This window comes from Arthrobacter sp. NA-172 (assembly GCF_043952055.1).
Taxonomy (GTDB): Bacteria; Actinomycetota; Actinomycetes; order Actinomycetales; family Micrococcaceae; genus Arthrobacter.
On the sequence record NZ_JBINOT010000003.1, the window covers coordinates 150,119 to 174,224 of the forward strand.

The window sequence follows — 24,106 nt, forward strand, 5'->3', positions numbered from 1 at the left end:
AGGGCTACATGGACCAGCAGGAAAGCTACACCGCGCCTGAACCGGAAGCCATTGGGGCTCCGGTATCCGAGGACCGCCTACCGGTGCCAGGGGGCGGACGGACAGTCATTTCGGATTCCGCCGTCGCCAAGGTTGCCGGCATTGCCGCCAGGGCCGTTCCGGGTGTCTATTCCCTCGGCTCAGCCCCTTCGCGCGCCCTCGGCGCGATCCGCGACGCCGTCGGAAGCCAGGACCATGCGGCGGGGGTCCGCGCAGAGGTCGGCGAAACCCAAGTCGCCGTGGACATCAACCTTGTGGCTGTCTATGGATACCCTCTGCATGACGTTGCCAACCAAGTCCGTGCGGCGGTCTACAACGCGGTCGAATCGTTGGTGGGGCTGGAAGTCATTGAGGTCAACGTCGAGGTCAATGACGTCTACGTTGCCCCGCCCGTCAAGACCGGAACCAAGGGCGCATTATCGGAAAGGGAGCCACTCCAGTGAACATGACCGTTGTCGGAATCGGGATCGGCGCCTTCGTGGCGTTCATGGCCTTCCAATTCGGGCTATGGGGTTTCATCATCGCCCTGCTCTTCATGGGCATCGGTGCTCTCCTGGGCCGCGCTGCGGACGGAAAGCTTGACTTGCGCAGCGTTCTGGATGCACTCACCGGCCGGCGCTCATCGTCATGAGCACCATAGCTGAGGCGGTGCAGCCCGCCATCACCATGGCCGGCCACAACCGGATCAGCACCCAGGCCCTCACCACTTTGGCCCGGGCCGCCGCCGCGGAGGCGCTCGGCGTCTCACCGCAAGATGTCCGGGCCGAATGGAGCGACGACGACGGCCTCTTGGCCCTCTCGATTGCCGCCCCGATTCGGGTGCCCTCGTTGGCAGACGTCCTCAGGGATCCCCGGCGGATAGAGGGATTCGGCGGATCGGTCTGGGACCGATCCGTAGCCGCCAAGACCGCCATCCTTGAGCGCGTCACCGAGCTCAGTGGGTCGACCCTGAGCCGCGTGGACATCCGGATCAGCGGCGCACGCATCAGTGAAGGAGCTCGCGTCAAATGAGCCACCTGCAGAACCCCCACCCGAGGACCGGCCACGCCCAGCCAAGCGACGGCCAGGCCGGCGACACGCAAAATGGCCTCGGCGAGGACCTCTACACCCAGCGCCCCGAAGTCACGGACAGCGGGGACGCGATCGACGCCGGTCTGCAGCGAATCCTCACGCGGGAGACGCGTTCCTCCCGTGCGGGAATGGCCGGGCTGGCCGCGGTTCTGGTCATCGCCGCCTGCGTCTATGCCCTCCTCGAATCCGCACTTCGTGCCATAGGCCAACCGCCGTGGCTCATTGACCCGCAGACCGCTGCCGAACGCATCACTGCCCTGCCCAATGGGATCTCGTCGCTCCTACTCGGCTCGCTCGGCGGCGTCGTGGCAATGGTGGGATTGATTTTCTTCCTCAACGCGATCCTGCCCGGCAGGAAGTCCCGGCATTTGCTGGCGGATCCCCGGGCCGGCGTGGTGGTGGACGACGAAGTGATCGCATCTGCCCTAGCCAGGGCCGCCAGGACGGCCGCCAACGTCACGCAGGAACAGGTCATGGTGGTGGTTTCGCAGCGGCAAGTAGTGGTCAACGTCCGGCCCACCTCGGGTGTGCCTGTGCATGAGGAACGGATCCTTGCCGCCGTCGTAGATGAGCTTCAGAAGATGGCGCCCTCGCCCATGCCGGCAGTTCGAGTGAATGTGGCTACCTCCGGGGTGATCGGCGCATGAACGGAACACCGCATGTCCTCAACCGCATCCTGATCGGGATCCTTGGCCTGAAGCTGTTAGCCATCGGGATACTGCTGATGCTGCTTGCCACCGTTCCCGCGGTCGGAACATGGTGGCGCGACTGGTCTACCGGGATCTGGGAACACGCAGGTTCATCTCGGATCAGACCCGGATTCCGGGCCGTGAGGAAAGTTGGCTCTGGGTTGCCGCGGCGGTGGTGCTTATTGTGCTGATCGTGCTCATGGTTGCCTGGGTATCGCAGCAGGGCAAAGGCCGCGCCAACCTCATGGTGTCAGACTACGACGACGCTCGGACGCCAGGCGATGTCAGGATCGGCGGGAGTTTGGCAGAGCAAGCGCTGAAAGCGGCCCTCGCTGACCGGCCGGACCTTGCGGGCGTCACTGTAGCCACCTACGAGGTCAAGGGCCGGCCCGGGCTCAGGATCCGGGTCCAGCCCCGCCAAGGCGTTGCCCCGCATACCCTGGCCGCCGAGGTCTCCCGGCTGGTGGAGGCACTGGATGTAGTAGTGGGCCGCAAGACTCCCGTGGTGATTCATCTCGGGGCGGGCGCTCGGACCAGATTCAGCAAGGCCGAGCGCGTCCGCTGAACCTGGCATGCAACCGATTGTTAATCGGATAGCTATCTCCATAACCGGGGCGCTTTGTGTTGCAGACCATGTCCCGGGACCATAGTTTGAAGGATAGATCCGTACGTCTGGAACTGAAACAAGGAGAACAGCATGAGCGAAGAAGGCATCAAACACACCGCCGAAGCCGCCGCGGAACAGGCCAAGAAAGTCGCGGGCGACGCGGCGGAGCACGTCAAGGAGTTCGCCGGGGATGCTGCTGAGCACGTCAAGGAGTTTGCCGGCGACGCGGCGGAGCACGCCAAGGAAATCGCTGGGGACGTCGCCGGCAACGCCAATGAAATCGCTGGAGACGTCACCGAAAACGTGAAGGGACTCGGTTCCAAGATCGCCGGCTTCTTCAAGGGCAGCAAGTAGTTCCTGCGCCACAAATAGTGAAGCCTTCCTGACCCTCTATGCCCACAGAATGGGGCCGACACGCTGCAAACTATGCGTGTCGGCCCCATTTTCATGCCAAAGAGGGTCAGGAGGGCCCGGGTTATTTGGCCACGAGGTAGGCCGCGCTGTTAGGCGTGATCCCTTCCCGGCCGGAATGGCTGCCGCCGTCGTACGCTGCGCCGCTGGAGAGTTCCACGCGGAAGCCAGCCGGTATGGGCAGCGGGGAGGCACCCATGCTCACCACCACCAACACCTCCCGGTTGCGGAACGCCAGGATTCCGTCGGCGGGACTGTGCTCCCCAGCCCACTGAAAGGTGCCCGAACCAAGGTGGTGTGCCTTCCGGAATGCCAGGATCGAGCGGTACAGCTCCAAGGTGGAACCCCCGACGCCGGCCTGCAGGTCCGCGGCCAGCTCACCGAACGCTTCGGGCTGGGGGAGCCACGGCGCCGCTGGCGCTTTGCCTGTGGAGGCGGCGAGCGAAAATCCGTATCCGGGCGCGGCGGATTTCCAAGGCAACGGCGCCCTACAGCCGTCGCGGCCGCGTTCGATGCCCTTGGTGCGGAAGAAACTAGGGTCTTGCCGCACGTCGTCTGGCAAAGACGTGTGCTCCGGGAGGCCGAGCTCTTCACCTTGATATAGATAGGCCGAGCCGGGCAATGCGAAGGACACCATGGAAGCAGCGCGGGCCCTCGCGAGGCCCAAGCCGGCGTCGGGCTGTTCATCCTCGGCCGCGATTCCCTTGGGGAAGGTAGTGGGGTCTGCCAGTCCGAAACGGCTGGGATGCCGGACGGTGTCGTGGTTGCTCAGTACCCAGGTGCTGGGTGCCCCGACCGATCCTGCGGCTTCCAAGGACAACTCGATGGCCTCAGCCATGCGCTCGGCATCCCAGCCAGCCAGGAGGAAATCGAAATTGAAGGCCTGCTGCATTTCGTCCTTACGGATGTACCGCGCCAGGCGTTCGGCCGGCTCCACCCACGCCTCGGCAACCAGCATGCGGTCGCCGTCGTACTCGGAGAGAACCTTGTGCCAATCCCGATAGATTTCGTGGACGCCGTCCTGGTCGAAGAAGGGCGACGGCGGGTCCAGCGGCGGCTTGACCTTGTGCTCGACGGCGGCAGCCCCCGCTCCGGGAGCCCCCGCTTCCGCAGCCGCTCCCGCAACAACACCCGCAGTGACGACGTGCAGTTTGGCCGTGTGCGGTTCGACGGCATCGCTATGGGCACCCGGGGCGGCTGAACCGCCTTCGACCATGGAGGCCTCACCCTCCCAGTCCGGCAGTCCGGCTTCCTTGACCAGGCCGTGCGCAACGTCCACCCGGAATCCGTCAACTCCACGGTCCAGCCAGAATCGCAGCACCGAGCGCATCTCTTCCTGGACCTCCGGGTTTTCCCAGTTGAGGTCCGGCTGTTTCGTGTCGAAAAGGTGCAGGTACCACTCGCCGGGCGTGCCGTCGTCGTTCGTCAGGCGCGTCCACGCGGGGCCGCCGAAGATGGACTTCCAGTTGTTCGGGGCCACGGCGCCGTCCCCTGATCCCGGTGTGGAGTCCTTGCCAGTGATGGAACATGTAACGCGCGCGTTCGGGGGAACCAGGGGCGGCCGCGAGGGCTTCCTGGAACCAGGCGTGCTGGTCCGAGGTGTGGTTGGGAACCAGGTCCACGATCACTTTGATACCCAGGCCCTGCGCCTCTTCCAACATGGCGTCGAAGTCATCCAGGGTGCCGAAGAGAGGGGCCACGGCCCGGTAGTCCGCAACGTCGTATCCGGCGTCGGCTTGCGGTGATTTGTAGAACGGGGAGAGCCACACGGCGTCCACGCCCAATTCCTTCAAATACGGCAGCTTTGCCGTGACTCCCGCGAGATCACCCATTCCGTCCCCGTTGGCATCGGCGAAAGAGCGGGGATAAATCTGGTAGACGACGGCGCTTGCCCACCACGCGGAAGTGCCGGAACCGGGGGTTGGGATCGGGGAGTGAGGCACTGGATTCCTCTCGATAACATTTTTGTGTAAACGCTTGCATTTCTAGCAGAAATCTTACTAATGTGAGCCTCACCACATCAACCGCGCAGCGGAAATACCTGGTCCACTCACTGAGGAGTTCCCAGCATGAACACACGCAAGTACCTTTTGCCGGCTGCTGTCGCCGGCGTGCTCGCCCTTTCCCTCTCCGCCTGTGGTGGCGGCGGAGGCGGCAGCACAGCTTCAGGCGGCGGAGATGCCGCAGCAAACGTCGATGGACGGGGTCCCATCACCTACGTCCAGGGCAAGGACAACAGCAACGTAGTCCGCCCGCTCGTCGATAAGTGGAATGCAGCGCACCCGGACCAGAAGGTCACTTTCAAGGAGCAGTCCGACCAGGCGGACCAGCAGCACGATGACCTCGTGCAGCATTTCCAGTCAAAGGACGCCAACTACGACGTGGTTGACGTGGACGTCGTCTGGACGGCGGAGTTTGCCGCGAAGGGTTGGCTGCAGCCGCTCTCGGACAAGATGAGCATCGATACGTCCAAGATGCTGCCGGCCACGGTCAAGACGGCAACGTACAACAACACGCTCTTCGCGGCACCCCAGACCTCGGACGGCGGCATTCTCTTCTACCGCAAGGACTTGGTGCCTAGCCCACCCAAGACCTGGGACGAGATGATGAGCATGTGCTCAATCGCGAAACAGAACAACATTGACTGCTACGCGGGACAGTTCGCCAAGTACGAAGGCCTCACTGTGAACGCGGCCGAAGCCATCAACACGGCAGGCGGCAAGATCGTTGGGGACGACGGCAAATCGACCGTGAACTCCGATTCGGCGAAGACCGGCCTCAACAACCTGGTTACCGCTTACAAGAACGGAAACATCCCCACGCAGGGCGTGACCTACCAGGAAGAACAGGGCCGGCAGTCCTTCGAAGACGGCAAGCTCCTCTTCCTCCGCAACTGGCCTTACGTTTACAACCTCGCCAAGACGGACGGCTCATCAAAGGTGAAGGACAGCTTCGGCATGGCTCCGCTCCCGGGTAAGAGCGGCCCCGGCGCCTCGTCCCTCGGCGGACACAACCTTGCCGTCAGCGTCTACTCCCAGCACAAGGCAACGGCCAAGGACTTCCTGACGTTCATGACCAGTGAAGAAACTGAGAAGTTCTATGCAACACAGGGTTCGCTTGCCCCGGTGCTGACTACCTTGTACGACGATCCGACACTGGTCCAGCAGCTGCCGTACCTTCCGGTGCTGAAGACCTCGATTTCGAATGCAGTGCCGCGCCCGGTGACGCCGTTCTACCCGGCCGTAACCAAGGCGATCCAGTGACAACGCCTACGCTGCCATCAAGGGTGACAAGTCCGTCGATCAGGCATTGAAGGATATGGACACGGCCATCAACTCGGCCAGCCAATAGCGATACCTCCAGTGAACCTCGGGCGGCCGGCGCGTATCGCGGACGGCCGCCCGAGGGGCACGCTATCAATTTCCGGAAGGAGGGGAAATGTCCACCCTTGCGCAGCCTAAGCGGGCGCCAGAGACACCAAGCCCCAAAACCAAGAAAGTTCAAAAAGAAGTAGGACAGGACCGGGCAGCCACGTCCCAAGGCCGGTGGGCGTTCTGGTTGATTTCCCCCGCCTTGGTGTTGCTCGCCGTCGTCATCGTGTACCCGGTGGTCAACGCGATTATCATGGCGTTCCAGAAGGACCAGGGCCTTGATCCGGCGACCAAGCTATTCGTTCAGGGTGGAGCAGCCGGCTTCGACAACTTTACCCACTGGCTGGCCCAGCAATGTGGCTCAGCTGCGTGTGCACCCGGCACCCTCGGCTCCCAATTCTGGAGCGCGGTCGGAACCACATTCTTCTTCACCGTTGTCACGGTTGTGCTGGAAACGGTCCTCGGGTTCTGGATGGCCATCATCATGGCGCGGACGTTCCGCGGTCGGAGCGCCCTTCGTGCTGCTGTTCCTGGTTCCGTGGGCCATCCCAACGGCCGTGACCGCGAAACTGTGGTTCTTCATTTTTGCTTTCGACGGGATCGCCAACAAGCTCTTTGGTACCGCAATCCTGTGGACAGGCAGCGAGTGGCCGGCCCGTTGGGCGATCATCATTTCAGATGTCTGGAAGACGACGCCGTTCATGGCCTTGCTGATCCTGGCAGGCCTCCAGATCATCCCCGCGGAAGTGTACGAAGCGGCAAAGGTCGACGGTGCCTCCGCCTGGCAGCGTTTCACGCAGATCACCCTGCCGCTCGTGAAGCCGGCCCTCATGGTGGCTGTGCTGTTCCGCGTCCTCGATGCACTCCGCATGTATGACCTCCCGGCCATCATGACCCAGGGCTCGAACAACACTACAACGTTGTCCATCCTGGTGGTTGAACAGATCCGCCAAGGCTTCAACTCAGCGGCAGCTTTGTCCACCATCACCTTCTTGATCATCTTCCTGGTGGCGTTCATCTTCGTGCGGTTCCTCGGCGCAAATGCAGTCGCCTCGGCCACACCTAAAACCAAGGGGCAGGAAAAATGACCGCCTTGAGCATTGAGACCGCGCCCAAGACAGCCGCCCGACGCCGCGAACGCTGGGCCAGCGGGCGCACGTACCTCAGCGCAGCGCTGATCTTCATCTGGTGCCTGATTCCCTTCTACTGGATGATCGTGACCGCGTTCCGCGACGTCGGCTACACCTTCGACTCGACGCCGTTCTTCACCCACGTAACCTGGGACAACTTCACGACGGTGTTCTCGGAGAACCTAGGCAACCACTTTGGCCGGAACCTCCTGAACTCGCTCCTCGTGGCCGGCGTAACCACCATTGTCGCCCTGCTCTTCGGAGTGTTCGCCGCATATGCGCTGTCCAGGCTCGAATTCCGCTTCAAGTTCCTGGTCCTCGGCTTTGTCCTCGGGGCATCGATGTTCCCGGGCGTGGCCTTGGTGACGCCGTTGTTCCAACTGTTCACGAACATCGGCTGGTACGGCACCTACCAGGCGCTGATCATTCCGAACATCTCGTTTGTGCTCCCTCTGACGGTTTACACCCTGACGTCCTTCTTCCGGGAAATGCCGTGGGAACTCGAGGAATCAGCCCGGATTGATGGCTGCACGCAAGGGCAGGCTTTCCGGAAGGTGATCATGCCGCTTGCCGCGCCGGCTGTTTTCACTACCGCCATCCTGGCGTTCATCGCTTCGTGGAATGAGTTCCTCATCGCGAGCCAGCTGTCCAATGAACAGACCAAGACCGTCACGGTCGCCATCGCCTACTTCGCCGGTGCCCAGGCCACCAGGAACCGTACACGGCCGTCATGGCAGCCGGAACGGTGGTGACGATTCCTCTGGTGATCCTCGTGCTGATCTTCCAGCGCAAGATCGTGGCAGGCCTGACGGCGGGCGCGGTCAAATGAGGCAGAAGCCGGATTCGGCCGGGCCGTCCCTGGGCGGCCCAGCCCTCGATAGCCCGGGCAAGGCCCAGTGGACGCGAGTGAAATCGGGGGAAGATTTCGACCTCGTGATAGGTTTTCTCGGCTTTTGGGCCTTGGTTTTGCTGGTGATCACGGTGGCCGCCGAGCTCACGGCCCAGCCCGCACTGGGCTGGGCCCTGGGCCTGCTGGCGCTGTTGCTGGCCCTGTGGGGGATGCTTCGGCTGCGTCGCCGCCTCCCCGCGCGGACATCCAGGCGCGTCGGCTAAGCAGCGGTCCGAAATATGTAGCGCGGAATGGGTGAAGGGTAGCCGGCCGGAATACGCTGGTTATCCGCCGTCTGGGAAGGAACCCTCGGCTTCCGCATTGGGTTTTGAGGGGGCTTTGAGTGGCAAAAACAAGCGAGCGGTCCCAGCGTGGCGGCCACGCAGGAGCCAGCATTGAAGATGTCGCGCTGGCTGCCGGCGTTTCCACCGCCACCGTTTCCCGTGCAGTGCGCGGGCTTCCCCGGGTTTCGCCTACCACCCGGGAAAAGATCTTGCGGGTCGCTGCGGAACTCGGGTACGTGGCGTCGTCGTCGGCTTCGGGCTTGGCGACGGGACGTACCAGGACTATCGGCGTCCTGGCTCCTTACGTGGACCGTTGGTTCTTCTTCAAGGCCATCGAGGGTGTAGACCGCGAGCTCCACGCCCGCGGCTACAACCTCTCCCTGTTCAACCTCGGTGGGCAGTTCGGAGCGCGGGAACGGCTCTTCAGTAAGACCATGGTCTACAAACAGATCGATGCGCTCCTGGTCCTGTGTATGTCATTGACGCACGAGGAAATCGCCGATCTCCAAAGGATCGAAATCCCTTTGGTCATTGTCGGCGGACCGGTGGAAGACTGCCCCAGCATCGGGATAGACGACTACGCGGCGTCGGTGGAAGCCACCATGCACCTGTTGAACCTGGGCCACCGGGAGATCGCCCTGCTCCACGGCCAGGACGATTCCGACCTGAACTTCACCGTGCCCCGGCTGCGCGTTGACGGTTTTACCGACGCTATGACGGGCGCAGGCTTTTCGATGCCGCCGGAATGGGACATTTTCGGAAACTTCACCGTAGGGAGCGGCCAAGAAGCCTTTGACGAGCTTTGGGACAAACCCGGACCCAAACCGACCGCGATCTTCTGCGCTTCCGATGAAATGGCCATGGGCGCCATGTTGCAGGCACGGCGCCGGGGCGTTCGGGTACCGGAAGACCTGTCCATCATCGGGATCGACAACCATGAATTCTCCGGTGCCATGGGATTGACCACGGTGGCCCAGGACCCCGTTGAACAAGGGCAGGTGGGCACGCGCATGTTGCTGGATGAGTTGGCCGGTGCGGCAGGGGCTGTGCAGTCCATGAAAGCAGCGCACCAGCTGATTGTGCGTGAAAGCACCGCCCCGCCCCGCGCCAACGGCCCGTAACTACACCCGTCACCACCGAGTACCTGGGTGGCTAGGAAGCGCGGGCTAATTGCCTGATGGGGATCCAGCGGGAAGCCAGCCTGCGGTAGGCAGCGGCCGCTCCTGTCATATCGCCCTCGGCCAAGCATTCAATGCCGAGCCGGACATCCAGCGGCGACTCATCCGGGTAGACCTTGTCCGCCACTGCGCCGTAGTCCAACTCGACCATGGACTGTACATGGAACAGCTCGAGCCATTCGGTGAGCTGGGTGAGGTCATCCAGCATGTCCAAGTCCGGGGCCGCCAAGGCAAGGTTGGCGACGGCGAAGCGGGCCCGGTCCAAAGCATCCGTCAGTGAAGCCCAGACTCTGACCGTGAGGATGCGTCCGCCCGATTCCACGACATCTTTTCGGTCAGCCTCCTGGAACAGTGAAAACCAGCTGAACGGGATACCCCAGGTGGAAGCCCTCGTGTGGACGCGCTTCGCATCGTGGCTGGCGTTGATGCGGTCGATGCGTGCCTGGTGTTTGTCGCGTTGGTCCACGGGGATGAGCAGTTCCGCGAGCGGTCCGTGGATACCCTCCATGAGGGCGTTGGCTGCAAGCCCTGCCCGGATGACCAGTTGGCTGGGGCAATAAAGCAGCCGCCCGGCGTCGGGGTTGTTCCGGTCTCCGGACGGAAGGCGGGTGATGCGCACCAGGTCGGTGCTGCCGGTGGGGAAGGGATCCCCGCCTTCGCGGGTAACCCGCCCGAGGGAGGCTAACAGCTCTGCGTTCTCGACGGCGGCCCGGGAACCGCTGCGGGTCCCGCTAGCCACGAGCTGTTGCCGCTGGTTCTCGGGGAAGGCTTCGAGGGGTTCGTAGACACGCAGTGCCGAAGAGAAGGGCAGTCCCGCCTGACTCCCGTATAGCTTTCCGCTCATCGCGGGCCCGCCTCCTCCATCAGTTGCTGCTGCTCATAGCGAGTGGAGCTGCTCAGTCCGTGAGTTCCACGATCACGGGAGCGTGGTCTGAGGCACCCTTGCCTTTGCGTTCCTCGCGGTCGATCGAGGCTCCGGTGACGCGGGCGGCGAGCGCGGGGGAGGCCATGACGAAGTCGATGCGCATGCCCTCCTTCTTGGGGAACCGGAGTTGCGTGTAGTCCCAGTAGGTGTAGACGCCGGGACCCGGGGTGTATGCGCGCGCGACGTCGGTGAAGCCGGCCGCTTCGAACGCGCGGAAGGCCTCCCGCTCGGGTTCGCTGACGTGGGTGAGCGCGTTCGCCCGGAAGTAGTCGATGTCCCAGACATCGTCATCCAAAGGCGCGATGTTCCAGTCGCCCATGAGCGCCACTTGCGCCTCAGGGTTCTCGGTGACCCAACCAGCGGCGTGGCCCTTGAGCGTGTCCAGCCACTTGAGCTTGTACGGCATGTGTTCGTCGTCCAGGGCACGGCCGTTGGGAACGTAAAGGCTCCAGACCTTCACTCCGCCGCAGGTCGCACCGATGGCGCGGGCTTCCTGAACGGGGTCTTTGCCGGCTTTTCCAAAGGTGGGCTGGTCCGCGAAGGTGCGCTCGACGTCGTCGAGCCCTACTCGGGAGGCGATTGCGACGCCGTTCCACTGGCTCAAACCGAAGTGGGCGACCTCGTAGCCCATGCGTTCGAAGAGCTCCCAAGGGAAGTTGTCATCCTTGCACTTGGTTTCCTGCATGGCGAGGACGTCACAGTCGCTGCGCTGCAGCCAGGCTTCTACACGGTCGGCCCGGGCGCGGAGCGAGTTCACATTCCAAGTAGCTATCTTCACAGCCACTAACTTACCGAATTTGGGACCTGACGCATCCCCTCGCGTCCGATTGTCCCGGCAAGCGCTGCCCCGGCAAGCGCTAGTGGGCCGTCATCACGGAAGAGGTGGCGCGCCTCCGGAGCTTGATGCCGGATGCGATCAACAGCACACCACTGACTGCGGCGTATGTTGCGAGGAGGCCCACCACGCTCAGGAATCCGGCGCCGGGATTGACCAACACAAAGAATCCGAACACGGTAGTGACAATTCCTGTCAACATCCAGATCCACCAAGCCCGGATGGTGGTCCATGGCGTCCATGGCCAAGATGATCTGCGAAATCCCCAGAACCAAGGCCCACGCACCTATGAGGACGCCCAAGGCCGCGGCCGTGATCCCTGGCCACGAAACCGCCACGAGGCCAGCCGCAACGGAGATGATGCCGCCGTAGAAGGACCACCGGGAGTGGCGGGAAGGATCGTAGAAGTAGTGCGCCATGTTAGTGAGCCCGTCGGTGATGACGAAGACGCCGAACACGTACACCAGGGCGAATACCGTGGCGACCGGCAGGGAAGCTACCAGGAAGGCCAAGAGAAGGGCCAAGGCTCCCCGGAAGATGAGCGCCGTTCCTGAATGCTGAAACAACTTGCGTCCTGCGGTGTCGGACATAGGGTCAGTTTAGACCCGGCGCGGTAGCAGGTGAAGTGGCAGGCTCCAGCGGGGTTCGCTACATGGCTTCCAGGACGCTCACGTAGTTGGCGATGCCCACCCCGCCCATGTTCTGCACGGCCCCGCGGCGTGCGCTGGGCAACTGCATGCCGCCCGCAGTGCCGGTCAGCTGCATTGCCGCGATGACGTGCTGCGACACACCGGTGGCACCCACGGGGTGGCCCTTCGCCTTGAGCCCTCCCGAGACATTGATGGGGAGTTTGCCGTCCTTATAGACCCAGCCCTCCTGTACGGCACGGGAGCCTTCGCCGCGAGGCGTCAGTCCCATGGCCTCGTACATGATCAGTTCGGCGATGGTGAAGCAGTCGTGCACTTCGGCGAAGTCCAGTCCGTCAATCCCGACGCCGGCCATTCCCAAAGCCCGCTCCCAGGAGACGCGCGTGGCGGCGAACTCGGTGGGGTCCCGGCGGTCTGCCGGGAAGAAGTCGTTCGCGTGCCCGAAGCCCGCCAGCCTGACTGGGGCAGTTGCAGCGCCCGACGTCGGGCCAACAGAAAGCACGACGGCGGCGGCGCCGTCGGACACAGGGGAGCAATCGGTGCGGCGGAGCGGCTCGGCGACCATCGGGTTCTTCTCGGAAATCGTTCGGCAAAACTCTTCGCCGAAGTCCCGGTGCATCTGCGCATAGGGGTTGTCCATGCCGTTGCGGTGGTTCTTGGCGGCAATGGATCCCAGGACATCGCCCAGGCCGGCCCCGGAAAAACCCGACTCAGTGATGCCCGCTCCGTAGCGCTTCTCGTAGTGCTTGGCCACCTCGGCGAACAGCCCCGTGAATCCGGTGGTGGATTGCTTTCCAGCCATTTCATAGGAGGCACCAAGCAGGGCAGCTCCTACGACGTCGGCTCCCGCATCCGTCATCTTTTCGGCGCCGATCACCAGGACATTGCGCGCGGTTCCAGCGAGCACGGATTTCACACCCTGTTGGAACGCGGCCGAGCCCGAGGCACAGGCGTTTTCGGTTCGCGTTGCGGGCACATTGGCAAGCTGTTCAGACACCTGCAAGGCCAAGGAAGACGTGAACCCCAGCGGCATCATGCCCGAATTGAACTGGCCGAGGTAGATTTCGTCGATGTCCCTGGGCTCCAGGCCGGAGTTCCGGATGGCCTCGGTGGATACCTGGACGATCAAGGACTCCAGTGTCTCGTCCGTGAGTTTGCCGAACTTGCTGTGTCCCCAACCGGTAAGGAGGACGTCTTTGCCGAACTGTTCTTGCAGGCTCATGCCAGGATTCCTTCATCGGTGGGGTTCTTGCTGGTTTGCTCGAGTTGCTCTTCAAAAGCGGCCTCGGTCTTTTCGCGGATATCCTCCACGGTGACCCCGGGCGCGAGGCGGGTCAGCGTGAGCTGCCGCCCGCCGTCGTCGTTCCCGTCCGGCAGCAGGTCAAAAACCGCGAGGTCGCTGATGATGCGGTCCACCACCCGCAGGCCCGTTAGCGGCAGGGTGCATTCGCGTACGATCTTGGAAGTACCGTCCTTGGCGTTGTGCTCGGTGAGGACCACCACGCGCGGGGTTCCGGCTACCAGATCCATGGCGCCGCCCATGCCCTTGACCATCTTTCCCGGAATGGTCCAGTTGGCGAGGTCGCCGTTGCCGGAAACCTGCATGGCGCCGAGGATGGCGACTTTGACGTGGCCGCCGCGGATCATGCCGAAGGACGTCGCGGAGTCGAAGATGCTGCCGCCGGGCAGGACCGTGACAGTTTGCTTGCCGGCGTTGATGAGATCGGCGTCTTCCTCGCCTTCATAGGGGAAAGGCCCCATGCCGAGGAGGCCGTTCTCGCTTTGGAGCACAACCCGCACGCCGTCGGGCAGGTTGTTGGCTACAAGGGTGGGAATGCCGATGCCGAGGTTGACGTAATCGCCGTCGTTGAGTTCAAGGGCCGCGATGGCAGCCATTTCGTCACGGGTCCATGCCATGGTGATACTCCTTCGTGTGTTCGAGTGCTTAGACGGCCAGGAATTCAGCCCGTGGGCGGACAGTGCGCTGTTCGATGTCCTTGGGCCGGCCGCTGGCCTGGACCAGCCGTTGGACGTAGACGCCGGGTGTGACAATGTGGTTGGGGTCGAGCTCGCCGGGCTGCACGATCACCTCGGCCTCCGCGATAGTCACGATTCCCGCCGTCGCCACCACCGGGTTGAAGTTCCGGGCCGTGAATCGGTAGATCAGGTTCCCGTCCGTGTCCGCGGTGTGCGCATGGACCAGCGCGACGTCGGCAACGATCCCGCGCTCGCGGACGTACGTCACGCCGTCGAACTCTTCGAGCGGCTTGCCCTCGGCGACCAAAGTCCCGACGCCGGTCCGGGTGTAGAAGGCGGGGATGCCGGCACCGCCGGCGCGGAGTCGTTCGGCCAGGGTGCCCTGGGGCGCGAACTCGACCTCGAGCTGGCCTGAGAGGTATTGCTCGGCGAAGAGCTTGTTTTCGCCCACATAGGAGGCGATGACCTTGCGGACCTGGCCAGCTTCGATGAGGACTCCGAGGCCCTTGCCATCGATGCCCATGTTGTTGGAGACCACCGTCAGGTCTTTGACCCCCGAATCGCGGACGGCGTCGATCAGGTCCGCGGGGATCCCGCTGAGCCCGAAGCCGCCGACGGCGAGGGTCTGCCCGTCGCGCAGGACGTCCTGCAGTGCAACGGCTGCGCTGTGTTGGATTTTCGCCATGGCTTGGTCCTCGTCTTTGAGTTGGTGTGGCATCCACTTTGTGGACACGCCGTCGGGCAAGTCATCTGGGTAAGGAGCCTAGAGTGGTCTGCCGGGACGGGTCAATGGCGTGATGATGCTCCGCAGGGCTGCCATTGCATAGTGTGGACGCTACACTTTGAGGTGTCCACATTGTGGAGGATTTTTTCAGGAAGGGGATTGGTCATGGTCCAGTCGGCGGCCCATCAAGGGAAAAGCACACCTGTTCAAGGTGCTCAGGTGGTGGGTCGTGTCGCTGCGCTCCTGCGGCTCGTGGGACGCAAGCCGGAGGGCATGTCCATCGCTGGCCTGGTCCGCGAGTCAGGGCTGACGCGCCCTACGGTGCATCGCTTGCTCGCATCCCTTGCAGCCGAGGGCCTGCTGGATCACGATCAGCGGACTGGCAACTGGATCCTCGGGCCGGAGATCTTCCTGCTGGGGTCCGTGGCCGCGGCCCGGTTCCCGTTTGAAGGCCTGGCCCGGCCAAGCCTTCGCCGCCTGTCCGAAGAAAGCGGGGAAAGCGCCTTCTATTCCATCCGGCGTGGCCACGAAACCGTGTGCGTTCTCCGCGAGGAAGGCAGCTTTCCGGTCCGGTCATTCGTGTTGCACGAGGGTGTCAGATTCCCCTTGGGCGTTGCTTCGGCCGGCACGGCAATCATGGCCTTCCTACCCGAAGAAGAACAGGAAACCATCCTGTCGGGCTGGGAGCGTCACGCGGGCGGCTTCGCTACTGGGCACACTCTTGGCGTGGTCCGGGGCAACCTGGAAAAGACCCGGTTAGAGGGGTATTCGGTGAATCCCGGCTTGGTTCTCGAAGGAAGTTGGGGGATGGCGGCGGCCGTCTTCGATCAGTTGGGAAGGCCGATGGGAGCGTTGTCCCTCACCGGCATCGAGCCGCGATTCCGCCCCGAGCGGCAGGAGTTCCTCGGCAAGATGCTCATGGAAGAAGCCCACAGGATGAGCTCCGCAAGAACTGACCACCCTTGAAACGCAAGCCGGGCTCCCACCCCGGCATCCGGCGTCGGGGGCTCCCAAAGGGGCCGGATCTTGCGGGCACTGAAATCATTTTTGAAAACTTACCCATCCACGCGGCCCGCACCTCCGAATAGCTGGCATAAGGACTTAGCCCGCCAAGGGCAAAGTGCTTTCAAGCCGGAAACGACCGGCACCAAATGTCAGTCCGTTTGAAGGAGAAATGTCATGCTTTCTACAAAGCGCACGTCTTTTGCGATCGCCGGCCTCGCCGCTTCGGCCCTGCTCGGCCTCACCGCTTGTGGCGGCTCCGCTTCCACCTCGGCGCAGTCCTCGTCTCCCGCTCCTGCCACGTCTTCCATGGCGGCCACCCCCTCCGCTTCGGCAAGTGCCGCGATGGACCCGACCAAAGACCTGGTTGGTCCGGGATGTGCAGGTTACGCTTCCCAGGTTCCCAGCGGTGCAGGTTCCGTTGCCGGCATGGCTCTCGACCCCGTAGCCGTTGCCGCTTCCAACAACCCGTTGCTCAAGACCCTGACCGCAGCGGTTTCCGGCAAGCTGAACCCGAAGGTGAACCTGGTGGACACGCTTAACGGCAGCCAGTTCACTGTCTTTGCCCCCGTGGACAGCGCTTTCGCCAAGATCCCCGCCTCCACGATCGATACCCTCAAGACGGACGACGCTCTCCTGAGCAAGATCCTGACCTACCACGTCATCCCCGGCCAGCTGACCCCGGACCAGATCGTGGGTACCCACAAGACGGTTGAGGGCGACTCGGTAACCGTTACCGGTACCAAGGACGCGCTCAAGGTTGACGGAGGCTCCGCTGTGATCTGCGGTGGCGTCCACACCGCCAACGCCACGGTCTACCTGGTTGACAGCGTCCTGATGCCCAAGTAAATCTCCGTAAATCTCCGTAGATTGTGTACAGATCGTGCCCCTTAAGATTCGTCTTAGGGGGCATGATCTGTGCACAAACTCGAAGGGAATGATGTGAAGCCGTCACTCGTATGGTTCCGGGACGATCTGCGGGTCACCGACAACCCGGCCCTGAGGGCTGCGGTTGACGACGGTGCCGCCGTCGCGCTCTATGTCCTCGACGACGAATCGCAGGGCATCAGGCCACTCGGAGGCGCTTCGCGCTGGTGGCTGCATCATTCTTTGCTCGCGCTTCGGGATGAACTTGCCGCTTTGGGCGTTCCGCTGGTGCTGCGTCGCGGACCGGCTTCTGCCATCATCAGCGAAATTGCGACGGCGGTGGATTTAGGTGCGCTGTACTGGAACCGCCGCTACGGTGCGGCCGAGCGAACGCTCGACGCCGGCATCAAGGCATGGGCGCGTGAGTCCGGCATGCATGCCGAGAGTTTCCAAGCGTCCTTGCTGCACGAACCGTGGGCCGTCACCACGAAGCAAGGCGGACCCTTCAAGGTCTTCACGCCGTTCTGGCGGACCGTGTCCGGACTCGACTTTCGGGAACCGCTGGATGCGCCGGAACCCGGCCGCGGATACACCGGGCGCCTCCCGGAACACGAAGAGTTGGACAGTTGGGGATTATTGCCCCGGACCCCCGATTGGTCCGCAGGATTGTCTGAAACCTGGCAGCCGGGACCGGCTCAGGCCCATCAGCTTCTTGAAGATTTCGTGGAGGACGGGCTCGCCGACTATTCGATCAACCGAGACCGTCCGGATTTGCCGGGAAGCAGCCGGTTGTCGCCCTTCCTGCGATGGGGGCAGCTCAGCCCTTTCGAGGTCTGGCGTGCCCAGCAGGCGCGGCGCGGTGAACTGGGCGAGGGTGCGTCCGTCTTCGCCTCGGAACTCGGCTGGCGTGAATTCTGCTGGCACCAATACTTCCATCACCCGGACCTGGCGACGGCCAATCTGCGGCCCGGGTTCGACCACTATCCGTGGGCGTGGCCGAAGGCTGGGGAACACACTGATCAGCCGGATTCCGCCGCCCACGATGCCGCCGCGCACGATTCCGCCGCGCACGATTCCGCCGCGCTCCTGCGCGCGTGGCAGGAGGGGCGCACCGGGTTCCCATTGGTAGACGCAGGCCAGAGGCAGTTGTGGCATACAGGATGGATGCACAACCGGGTCCGCATGGTTTCCGCCAGCCTTTTGGTGAAGAACCTCGGCATCCACTGGCAAGTGGGGGAGCAATGGTTCTGGGACACCTTGGTGGATGCCGATCCTGCCTCCAATCCCGCGAACTGGCAGTGGGTAGCCGGTTCCGGGGCTGACGCCTCGCCGTTCTTCAGGATCTTCAACCCTGAGACCCAGGCTGCGAAGTTCGATCCGCAAAAACGCTACGTTGGCCGATGGATCCCGGAATGGGGCACTCCGGACTACCCTGAGCCGGTGGTGGACCTCAAGGCCTCGCGCCAGGAAGCACTGGATGCGTACAGCAACCTCGCTCGCTAGCTCAGCCACCACAACTGACCACCTTTGCGCCTGCGACGGACGCGTGAAACCCGGGTTCCGGCGTCGAGCGCTTCCGAAGAAGGTCGCACGGGAAGGGCAGGAAATGACCCCTAGAAATTAGTAGGAAGTCCGAGTATATTCGGATCAAAGGTGTCTCCGGAGCACAGATGGACATGTGCCTTCGAGGCCAATGGCGGGCATTCACCCCTATGCAAAGGAGCATTCCATGGTGCGCGAACTTTCCCATTACATTGACGGCCAGCGGATCGACGGCACCTCCGGGCGCTTCAGCGACGTCTACGATCCATGCACCGGCGAGGTCCAGGCGAAGCTTCCCTTGGCGAGCGCTGATGAGGTCAGGAACGCGATCGCCAACGCGGAGAAGGGCCAGCTTGAATGGGCTGCCATGAACCCGCAGCGGCGCGGACGGATCCTGCTAAAGTTCGTGGATCTGGTCAACGAAAACATGGACGAACTCGCCGCGTTGCTCTCCTCTGAGCACGGAAAGACTTTTCCCGATGCCAAGGGCGACATCCAGCGTGGCATCGAGGTGGTGGAGTTCTCCGCCGGTGCACCGCACCTTCTCAAGGGCGAATTCTCGGACAACGCTGGCACCGGCATCGACGTCCATTCGCTCCGCCAGCCGCTCGGCGTCGTCGCGGGGATCACGCCCTTCAACTTCCCGGCCATGATTCCACTGTGGAAGTCCGGTCCCGCACTGGCAGCCGGCAACGCTTTCATCCTCAAGCCCTCGGAGCGCGACCCGTCAGTGCCGCTCCGCTTGGCCGAACTTTTCACCGAAGCCGGCTTGCCCAACGGCGTCTTCAACGTCATCAACGGCGACAAGGAAGCGGTGGACACCCTCCTTGAGGATCCGCGTGTGAAGGCAATCGGCTTCGTCGGCTCAACGCCGATCGCCCAGTACATTTACGCCACGGCCGCGGCCCACGGCAAGCGCGCCCAGTGCTTCGGCGGTGCGAAGAACCACATGGTCATCATGCCCGATGCCGATCTCGACATGGCCGCCGACGCCCTCATTGGTGCCGGCTTCGGTTCGGCCGGTGAACGTTGCATGGCAATCTCGGTGGCCGTGCCGGTTGGCCAGGAAACGGCGGATCAGCTGGTCGCCAAGCTGCAGGACCGCATCAAGGGATTGAAGGTGGGTCCGAGCATGGCCAAGGATTCGGACTTCGGCCCGGTGGTGGCAGCCTCTGCGAAGGAACGGATCGAGGGCTACATCCAGGCAGGCGTCGACGCGGGCGCCACGTTGGTGACGGACGGCCGCGGGCTCACTGTGGATGGCTACGACGGTGGTTTCTGGGTTGGCCCCACACTCTTCGACAATGTCACGAAGGACATGTCCATTTATCGGGAAGAGATCTTCGGCCCGGTTCTGAGCGTCCTCCGCGCGGCTGACTATGAAGAAGCGCTGCGGCTCTGCTCCGAGCACGAGTTCGGCAACGGCGTCGCGATCTTCACGCGCGACGGCGACTCCGCCCGCGACTTCGCCAGCCGCGTCGAAGTGGGCATGGTTGGCATCAACGTCCCCATCCCCGTACCGATTGCCTATTACACTTTCGGCGGTTGGAAGGCCTCCGGCTTCGGCGACCTCAACCAGCATGGCGCGGACGCTTTCCGCTTCTACACCAAGACCAAGACGGTCACCACCCGTTGGCCTTCCGGCATCCGCCAGGGCGCCAGCTTCGTGATGCCGGCCGGCAGCTGATGGCCGAGGTTCTTTTTGAAACGCGCGGACACCTCGGCGTCATCACCCTGAATCGGCCCGGGGCCGTCAACGCCCTCACTGCCGGGATGGTTCAGGCTATTTTGGAGCAACTCACGGCCTGGGCGAACGACGACGCCGTCAAGACGGTTTTGGTGCGCGGTGCCGGCGAACGTGGCCTCTGCGCAGGCGGCGACATCGTGGCGATCTTCGACGACATATTGCGCCATGGAGACCGTACGGCAGACTTCTGGGCTGTCGAATACCGCTTGAACGCGCTCATTGCCCGGTACCCGAAGCCCTACGTCGCTTTCATGGACGGGCTGGTCCTCGGGGGCGGCGTCGGGATCTCAGCCCACGGCTCCATCCGCGTGGTCACCGAGCGGACCCGCACCGGCATGCCGGAAACCACCATAGGTTTTGTGCCCGACGTCGGCGGTACCTTTTTGCTGTCCCGCTCACCGGGCGAGACGGGCACCCACGCGGCGCTCACGGGTGCTCATCTGAAGGGCGCCGATGCCTTGTTCCTCGGACTCGCTGACCACTTCGTGCCGTCCGAAAGTTTGCCAGCGCTGGCGGAAGCGCTCGAAAGCGAGACGGCGGAGGCCGCCGTCGGGCGCTTCGTGCAGGAGCCGCCGGCTTCCGCGCTGGCAGCGCAGCGCGAGTGGATCGATGCCGCCTATGCCTTCGACGACGCCGAGGAAATCGTCGCCAGGCTGCGCGCGGCCGGTGGGGAGGCCGCTGCAGTCGCTGAGACCATCGAAGCGAAATCGCCCACGGCCGTGAAAGTTGCCTTGGAGTCGCTGCGGCGCGTGCGCGGGCTCTCACTCGAAGAAGCCCTGGAACAGGAATACCGCGTTGGTTTGCGTTGCCTGCTCGGGCCGGATTTCCGTGAGGGCATCCGCGCCCAAGTGGTGGACAAGGACCGCAACCCGCAATGGAAGCCAGGGTCCTGGCCGAAGTGACACCGACCGCCGTCGAGGGCTTCTTCGCGCCGCTCGGCGACCGTGAACTCAAACTTCACTCAAAGGAGCCCGACCATGTCTGAAAACGCAGCTTCCGGCACTATCGCTTTCCTTGGCCTGGGCCATATGGGTGGTCCCATGGCCGCAAACCTGGTCAAAGCAGGGCATCGGGTGGTTGCTTATGATCCCGTTCCGGCAGCGCTCGAGGCGGCTCGTGAACACGGAATTGCGACGGCTGATTCCGCCGCCGAAGCCGTCACCGAAGCCTCCGTTGTCCTGACCATGCTGCCCAGCGGCAAGCACGTCCTGGACGCCTACCGGGGAGTGGACGGGGCACCGGGACTGCTCGCGTTGGCAGCGCCGGACACGCTCTTCCTGGATTGCTCCACCATCAATGTTGACGAGGCACGGGAGGCCGCGGCCATTGCGTTGGAAGCCGGCCACCGTTCCGTGGACGCACCGGTTTCCGGGGGCGTGGTGGGGGCCGAAGCCGGAACCCTCACCTTCATGGTGGGCGCTTTGCCCGCGGACTTCGAAACCGTGAAGCCGATCCTGGAACTCATGGGCCGAAGGATCGTGCACTGTGGCGACCACGGGGCCGGACAGGCCGCGAAGGTCTGCAACAACATGATCCTGGGCGTTTCCATGATTGCCGTCAGTGAGGCTTTCGTCCTGGGCGAGAAGTTGGGCTTGACCCATCAGGCGTTATTCGACGTCGCTTCCAACGCCTCAGGGCAGTGCTGGGCCCTGACCACCAACTGCCCGGTTCCGGGACCGGTGCCCACCAGCCCGGCCAACCGCGACTACCAACCCGGATTCGCCGGAGCGCTCATGGCGAAGGACCTCCGGCTCGCGGTCAACGCGCTCGAAAGCACTGGGGTGGACGGGCAAATGGGGCACTTGGCCTCGCAGATTTACGACGCGTTCGCGGCCGAAGGCGGAGCCGGGCGCGATTTCTCCGGCATCATCACCGAAATTCGGGACAAGTCCGCCAAGTAGCCTTGGCGGGTAGGACATTACTCGATTCCAGTTACCGACAACTCGATTCCAGCAACAAAGGAGCACGGCTTGGTGCAGCAGTACGAGAACATCCTGGTGGAACTCCGTGGACGGGTGGGCTTGGTGACCCTCAACCGGCCCAAGGCACTCAACGCTTTGAACCAAGCCACCATGGATGAGTTGGTGTCCGCCGTGTCGGCCATGGATGTGGATCCCGCCGTGGGGGCTGTGGTGATCACCGGTTCGGAAAAGGCCTTCGCTGCCGGCGCCGACATCAAAGAGATGGCCTCCAAGGGGTACATGGAGATGTACGCCGCAGACTGGTTCCGCGGGTGGGAAAACCTCACTCGCTTGCGTATTCCGGTGATTGCCGCGGTGTCCGGTTTTGCCTTGGGCGGAGGCTGCGAACTGGCCATGATGTGCGATTTCATCATTGCCGGGGAAAATGCCAAGTTCGGCCAGCCGGAGATCAACCTGGGCGTCATTCCGGGCATGGGAGGCTCGCAGCGGCTGACCCGTGCCGTGGGCAAGGCCAAGGCGATGGACATGGTCCTCACTGGCCGGTTTATGGACGCGGAGGAGGCTGAACGTGCCGGACTCGTTTCCCGCGTGGTACCGGCAGATGCCGTGGTGGAAGAAGCCCTCAAAGCGGCGGAAGTGATCGCCTCCAAGTCCAAGCCAGTTGCCATGGTTGCCAAGGAAGCCGTCAACGCGGCATTCGAAACCGGCCTCGATCAGGGTGTGCTTTTTGAGCGGCGGATCTTCCACTCATTGTTTGCCACCGAAGACCAGAAGGAAGGCATGGCCGCGTTCACGGAGAAGCGCCAGCCGGAGTTCAAGCACCGCTAGGGTCCCAGCTCCACCGGGAATTCGAGAGCATGGCCGTACTGGGACCACCCGCCGGTGAAGAGCCGGCCGTGTCCCAGGCCGGCATACTCCATGGTCAGAAGGTTGTGGCATGCGGTGACACCCGATCCGCAATAGCTGATCACCTTCTCAGCTGAAGTGATCCCTGCCGTGGCGAAGGTGCGCAGCAGTTCGGTTTTGCCGCGCAATGTCCCGGTGTGGTTGAGATTCTCCCGGCAAGGTACATTCCTCGCGCCGGGTACATGGCCTGGCCTCGGGTCGATCGGATCCTGCCTGCCCTCGAAGCGGTCGCGGTTTCGTGCATCCACCACGACGGTTTCTTCGGTTGAGAGCTCATGGATTTCAGCGAGACGGCCGTGCGGCCACGGCCGGGCCGCGAAATTTCCCGCGGGCCGCGCAGGGTGCTCCGTCTCCAACGTCCCTCATAGCTGGCCAAGCCACCATCCAGAACGGCCGAACTGTGGCCAGTGGCGCGGAGCATCCACACCAGACGGGCGGCGATGACTCCGCCGGCGTCGTCGTATGCCACCACAACGTCGTCGTCATTGATTCCCAACTGCTGCATGCCCAGTGCAAAATCGTGCGGTGCGGGCAGCGGGTTCCGCCCTGCCTGCGGCGAGCCCTCGGCCGAAAGCCATCGATCCAGGTCGACAAAGACCGCCCCGGGAAGGTGCCCGCCGTCGTAGGCCTCCCTGCCGGAGCTCCCGTCGAGGTACCAACGCACGTCGGCCAGCACTATCTGGCCACGGTTTTGAGTGCACCATTCGAGGTCGACAAAGGGTTCTACCGCTGCGTTCTTCACAGCCACGACACTAAATCAAAGTCTCATTATTTGATATATGAATCTCACGATGTGGACGACATGCGACAAATCAGAGAGTGTCAGTCGGTGAAGTCTCCGGCGGTCCTGCGGAAGTCCTTCAGGACGCGGATCAGGTGCTCGACGTCGTCGTCCCCGAAACCGGACTGGCCGAACACTTCATGGTTGAGGGCCGCCGTCGCGCGCTTCGCGAGGGTGCGGCCCTCCGAGGTGAGTTCGATCAGCGTGGTGCGCCCGTCCGTGGGGTGCGGCGAACGGACCACCAGGGCGGCCTTTTCGAGGCGGTCGACGGCGTTGGTCACCGACGTGGGATGCACCTGAAGGAGTGCGCTGGCTTTGTTCATGGGCAGGGCGCCGCTGCGGGCGAAGCTGAGGAGGGCCAAGAGCTCGTAGCGCGCGAAGGTCAGGCCGAACGGCTTCAATACTCCTTCGATCCGGGCCAGCAGGATCTGCTGCGTGCGCATGATCGCGGTGATGGCCGCCATGGGTGCGGCGACTTCGCCCCAGCCGTGGCGTTCCCAGTTGCGTTGGGCGTCTGCGATCGGGTCGCGGGGGAGCGGGCTGCCCACTGTTCCTCCTGACA

20 protein-coding genes and 9 pseudogenes are annotated in these 24,106 nt (G+C 63.4%); 18 read left to right on the forward strand and 11 right to left on the reverse strand.

The genetic code is table 11. The annotated features are described in order from the left end of the window. Positions 1-8: 8 nt before the first annotated feature. From ACF0H6_RS14490 to ACF0H6_RS14515, 6 genes and pseudogenes are all read left to right on the forward strand, one after another. A complete protein-coding gene (locus ACF0H6_RS14490; RefSeq protein ID WP_395250310.1) occupies positions 9-482 on the forward strand; it encodes an Asp23/Gls24 family envelope stress response protein in 474 nt (157 codons plus the stop codon). Further along, positions 479-670, forward strand: a complete 192-nt coding sequence (locus ACF0H6_RS14495) for a DUF2273 domain-containing protein (protein WP_395250311.1) — start codon at positions 479-481, stop codon at positions 668-670. The genes ACF0H6_RS14490 and ACF0H6_RS14495 overlap by 4 nt, the downstream gene beginning before the upstream one ends. Beyond that, positions 667-1,050, forward strand: a complete 384-nt coding sequence (locus tag ACF0H6_RS14500) for a hypothetical protein (RefSeq protein ID WP_395250312.1) — start codon at positions 667-669, stop codon at positions 1,048-1,050. Before ACF0H6_RS14495 ends, ACF0H6_RS14500 begins: the two co-directional genes overlap by 4 nt. Then, complete coding sequence (locus tag ACF0H6_RS14505) at positions 1,047-1,757, forward strand: hypothetical protein (protein WP_395250313.1); 711 nt, start codon at positions 1,047-1,049, stop codon at positions 1,755-1,757. Before ACF0H6_RS14500 ends, ACF0H6_RS14505 begins: the two co-directional genes overlap by 4 nt. Next, positions 1,754-2,364, forward strand: a pseudogene (locus ACF0H6_RS14510) (hypothetical protein). The gene ACF0H6_RS14505 and the pseudogene ACF0H6_RS14510 overlap by 4 nt, the downstream one beginning before the upstream one ends. Before the next feature lie 132 nt (positions 2,365-2,496). Next, a complete protein-coding gene (locus ACF0H6_RS14515; RefSeq protein ID WP_395250314.1) occupies positions 2,497-2,760 on the forward strand; it encodes a hypothetical protein in 264 nt (87 codons plus the stop codon). Between the two features lie 121 nt (positions 2,761-2,881). Here ACF0H6_RS14515 and ACF0H6_RS14520 read toward each other — a convergent pair. Further along, positions 2,882-4,649 (reverse strand): annotated as a pseudogene (locus tag ACF0H6_RS14520) (glycoside hydrolase family 13 protein). 237 nt (positions 4,650-4,886) lie between these two features. Between ACF0H6_RS14520 and ACF0H6_RS14525 the strand changes: the two are divergent. The 5 genes and pseudogenes from ACF0H6_RS14525 (at position 4,887) to ACF0H6_RS14545 (ending at position 9,612) form a co-directional block, all read left to right on the forward strand. Further along, positions 4,887-6,168: pseudogene (locus ACF0H6_RS14525) on the forward strand (ABC transporter substrate-binding protein). 87 nt (positions 6,169-6,255) lie between these two features. Then, positions 6,256-7,276: pseudogene (locus ACF0H6_RS14530) on the forward strand (carbohydrate ABC transporter permease). Further along, positions 7,273-8,147, forward strand: a pseudogene (locus tag ACF0H6_RS14535) (carbohydrate ABC transporter permease). The pseudogenes ACF0H6_RS14530 and ACF0H6_RS14535 overlap by 4 nt, the downstream one beginning before the upstream one ends. Further along, positions 8,144-8,431, forward strand: a complete 288-nt coding sequence (locus tag ACF0H6_RS14540; protein ID WP_395250315.1) for a hypothetical protein — start codon at positions 8,144-8,146, stop codon at positions 8,429-8,431. The pseudogene ACF0H6_RS14535 and the gene ACF0H6_RS14540 overlap by 4 nt, the downstream one beginning before the upstream one ends. 119 nt (positions 8,432-8,550) lie before the next feature. Continuing rightward, positions 8,551-9,612, forward strand: a complete 1,062-nt coding sequence (locus ACF0H6_RS14545; RefSeq protein WP_395250316.1) for a LacI family DNA-binding transcriptional regulator — start codon at positions 8,551-8,553, stop codon at positions 9,610-9,612. A gap of 31 nt (positions 9,613-9,643) precedes the next feature. Here ACF0H6_RS14545 and ACF0H6_RS14550 read toward each other — a convergent pair whose 3' ends face one another. The 7 genes and pseudogenes from ACF0H6_RS14550 to ACF0H6_RS14580 all read right to left on the reverse strand — a co-directional run bounded on the left by ACF0H6_RS14550 (position 9,644) and on the right by ACF0H6_RS14580 (position 14,738). Next, complete coding sequence (locus ACF0H6_RS14550; RefSeq protein ID WP_395250317.1) at positions 9,644-10,513, reverse strand: hypothetical protein; 870 nt, start codon at positions 10,511-10,513, stop codon at positions 9,644-9,646. 52 nt (positions 10,514-10,565) lie between these two features. After that, positions 10,566-11,372 carry an exodeoxyribonuclease III gene (locus ACF0H6_RS14555; RefSeq protein WP_395250318.1) on the reverse strand — a complete coding sequence of 269 codons (807 nt, stop codon included), beginning with the start codon at positions 11,370-11,372 and terminating at the stop codon, positions 10,566-10,568. Positions 11,373-11,451: 79 nt separating this feature from the next. After that, entirely contained in the window at positions 11,452-11,631 is a 180-nt protein-coding gene (locus ACF0H6_RS14560; protein WP_395251316.1) for a DUF308 domain-containing protein, read from the reverse strand. A gap of 82 nt (positions 11,632-11,713) precedes the next feature. After that, a pseudogene (locus ACF0H6_RS14565) lies at positions 11,714-12,019 on the reverse strand (DUF308 domain-containing protein); the annotation flags it as partial. A gap of 58 nt (positions 12,020-12,077) precedes the next feature. Then, positions 12,078-13,298, reverse strand: a complete 1,221-nt coding sequence (locus ACF0H6_RS14570; protein ID WP_395250319.1) for an acetyl-CoA acetyltransferase — start codon at positions 13,296-13,298, stop codon at positions 12,078-12,080. Continuing rightward, entirely contained in the window at positions 13,295-13,993 is a 699-nt protein-coding gene (locus ACF0H6_RS14575; RefSeq protein WP_395250320.1) for a CoA transferase subunit B, read from the reverse strand. Before ACF0H6_RS14575 ends, ACF0H6_RS14570 begins: the two co-directional genes overlap by 4 nt. Positions 13,994-14,021: 28 nt before the next feature. Beyond that, the gene (locus ACF0H6_RS14580; protein WP_395250321.1) at positions 14,022-14,738 is read right to left on the reverse strand and encodes a CoA transferase subunit A; all 717 of its coding nucleotides are present in this window, start codon (positions 14,736-14,738) and stop codon (positions 14,022-14,024) included. A 204-nt stretch (positions 14,739-14,942) separates the two neighbouring features. Between ACF0H6_RS14580 and ACF0H6_RS14585 the strand changes: the two genes are divergently transcribed. The 7 genes and pseudogenes from ACF0H6_RS14585 (at position 14,943) to ACF0H6_RS14615 (ending at position 22,685) form a co-directional block, all read left to right on the forward strand. Continuing rightward, positions 14,943-15,743 (forward strand): IclR family transcriptional regulator, encoded by an 801-nt coding sequence (locus tag ACF0H6_RS14585; protein ID WP_395250322.1) that lies wholly within the window; start codon positions 14,943-14,945, stop codon positions 15,741-15,743. Between the two features lie 213 nt (positions 15,744-15,956). Continuing rightward, positions 15,957-16,628 carry a fasciclin domain-containing protein gene (locus ACF0H6_RS14590; protein ID WP_395250323.1) on the forward strand — a complete coding sequence of 224 codons (672 nt, stop codon included), beginning with the start codon at positions 15,957-15,959 and terminating at the stop codon, positions 16,626-16,628. Between the two features lie 93 nt (positions 16,629-16,721). Continuing rightward, the gene (locus ACF0H6_RS14595) at positions 16,722-18,149 is read left to right on the forward strand and encodes a cryptochrome/photolyase family protein (RefSeq protein ID WP_395250324.1); all 1,428 of its coding nucleotides are present in this window, start codon (positions 16,722-16,724) and stop codon (positions 18,147-18,149) included. Positions 18,150-18,375: 226 nt separating this feature from the next. Further along, a complete protein-coding gene (locus tag ACF0H6_RS14600; RefSeq protein WP_395250325.1) occupies positions 18,376-19,875 on the forward strand; it encodes a CoA-acylating methylmalonate-semialdehyde dehydrogenase in 1,500 nt (499 codons plus the stop codon). Further along, positions 19,875-20,920, forward strand: a pseudogene (locus tag ACF0H6_RS14605) (enoyl-CoA hydratase/isomerase family protein). Before ACF0H6_RS14600 ends, ACF0H6_RS14605 begins: the two are co-directional and overlap by 1 nt. Next, entirely contained in the window at positions 20,913-21,836 is a 924-nt protein-coding gene (mmsB, locus tag ACF0H6_RS14610; RefSeq protein WP_395250326.1) for a 3-hydroxyisobutyrate dehydrogenase, read from the forward strand. The pseudogene ACF0H6_RS14605 and the gene mmsB overlap by 8 nt, the downstream one beginning before the upstream one ends. A 72-nt stretch (positions 21,837-21,908) precedes the next feature. Then, positions 21,909-22,685, forward strand: coding sequence for an enoyl-CoA hydratase (locus ACF0H6_RS14615; RefSeq protein WP_395251317.1), 777 nt, complete (start codon positions 21,909-21,911; stop codon positions 22,683-22,685). A 95-nt stretch (positions 22,686-22,780) separates the two neighbouring features. Here the strand turns inward: ACF0H6_RS14615 and ACF0H6_RS14620 are convergent. The 3 genes and pseudogenes from ACF0H6_RS14620 to ACF0H6_RS14630 form a co-directional block, all read right to left on the reverse strand. Next, a pseudogene (locus ACF0H6_RS14620) lies at positions 22,781-23,014 on the reverse strand (sulfurtransferase); the annotation flags it as partial. Between the two features lie 170 nt (positions 23,015-23,184). Continuing rightward, positions 23,185-23,511 (reverse strand): annotated as a pseudogene (locus ACF0H6_RS14625) (rhodanese-like domain-containing protein); the annotation flags it as partial. Between the two features lie 74 nt (positions 23,512-23,585). After that, a complete protein-coding gene (locus ACF0H6_RS14630; RefSeq protein WP_395250327.1) occupies positions 23,586-24,092 on the reverse strand; it encodes a MarR family winged helix-turn-helix transcriptional regulator in 507 nt (168 codons plus the stop codon). Positions 24,093-24,106 lie beyond the last annotated feature (14 nt).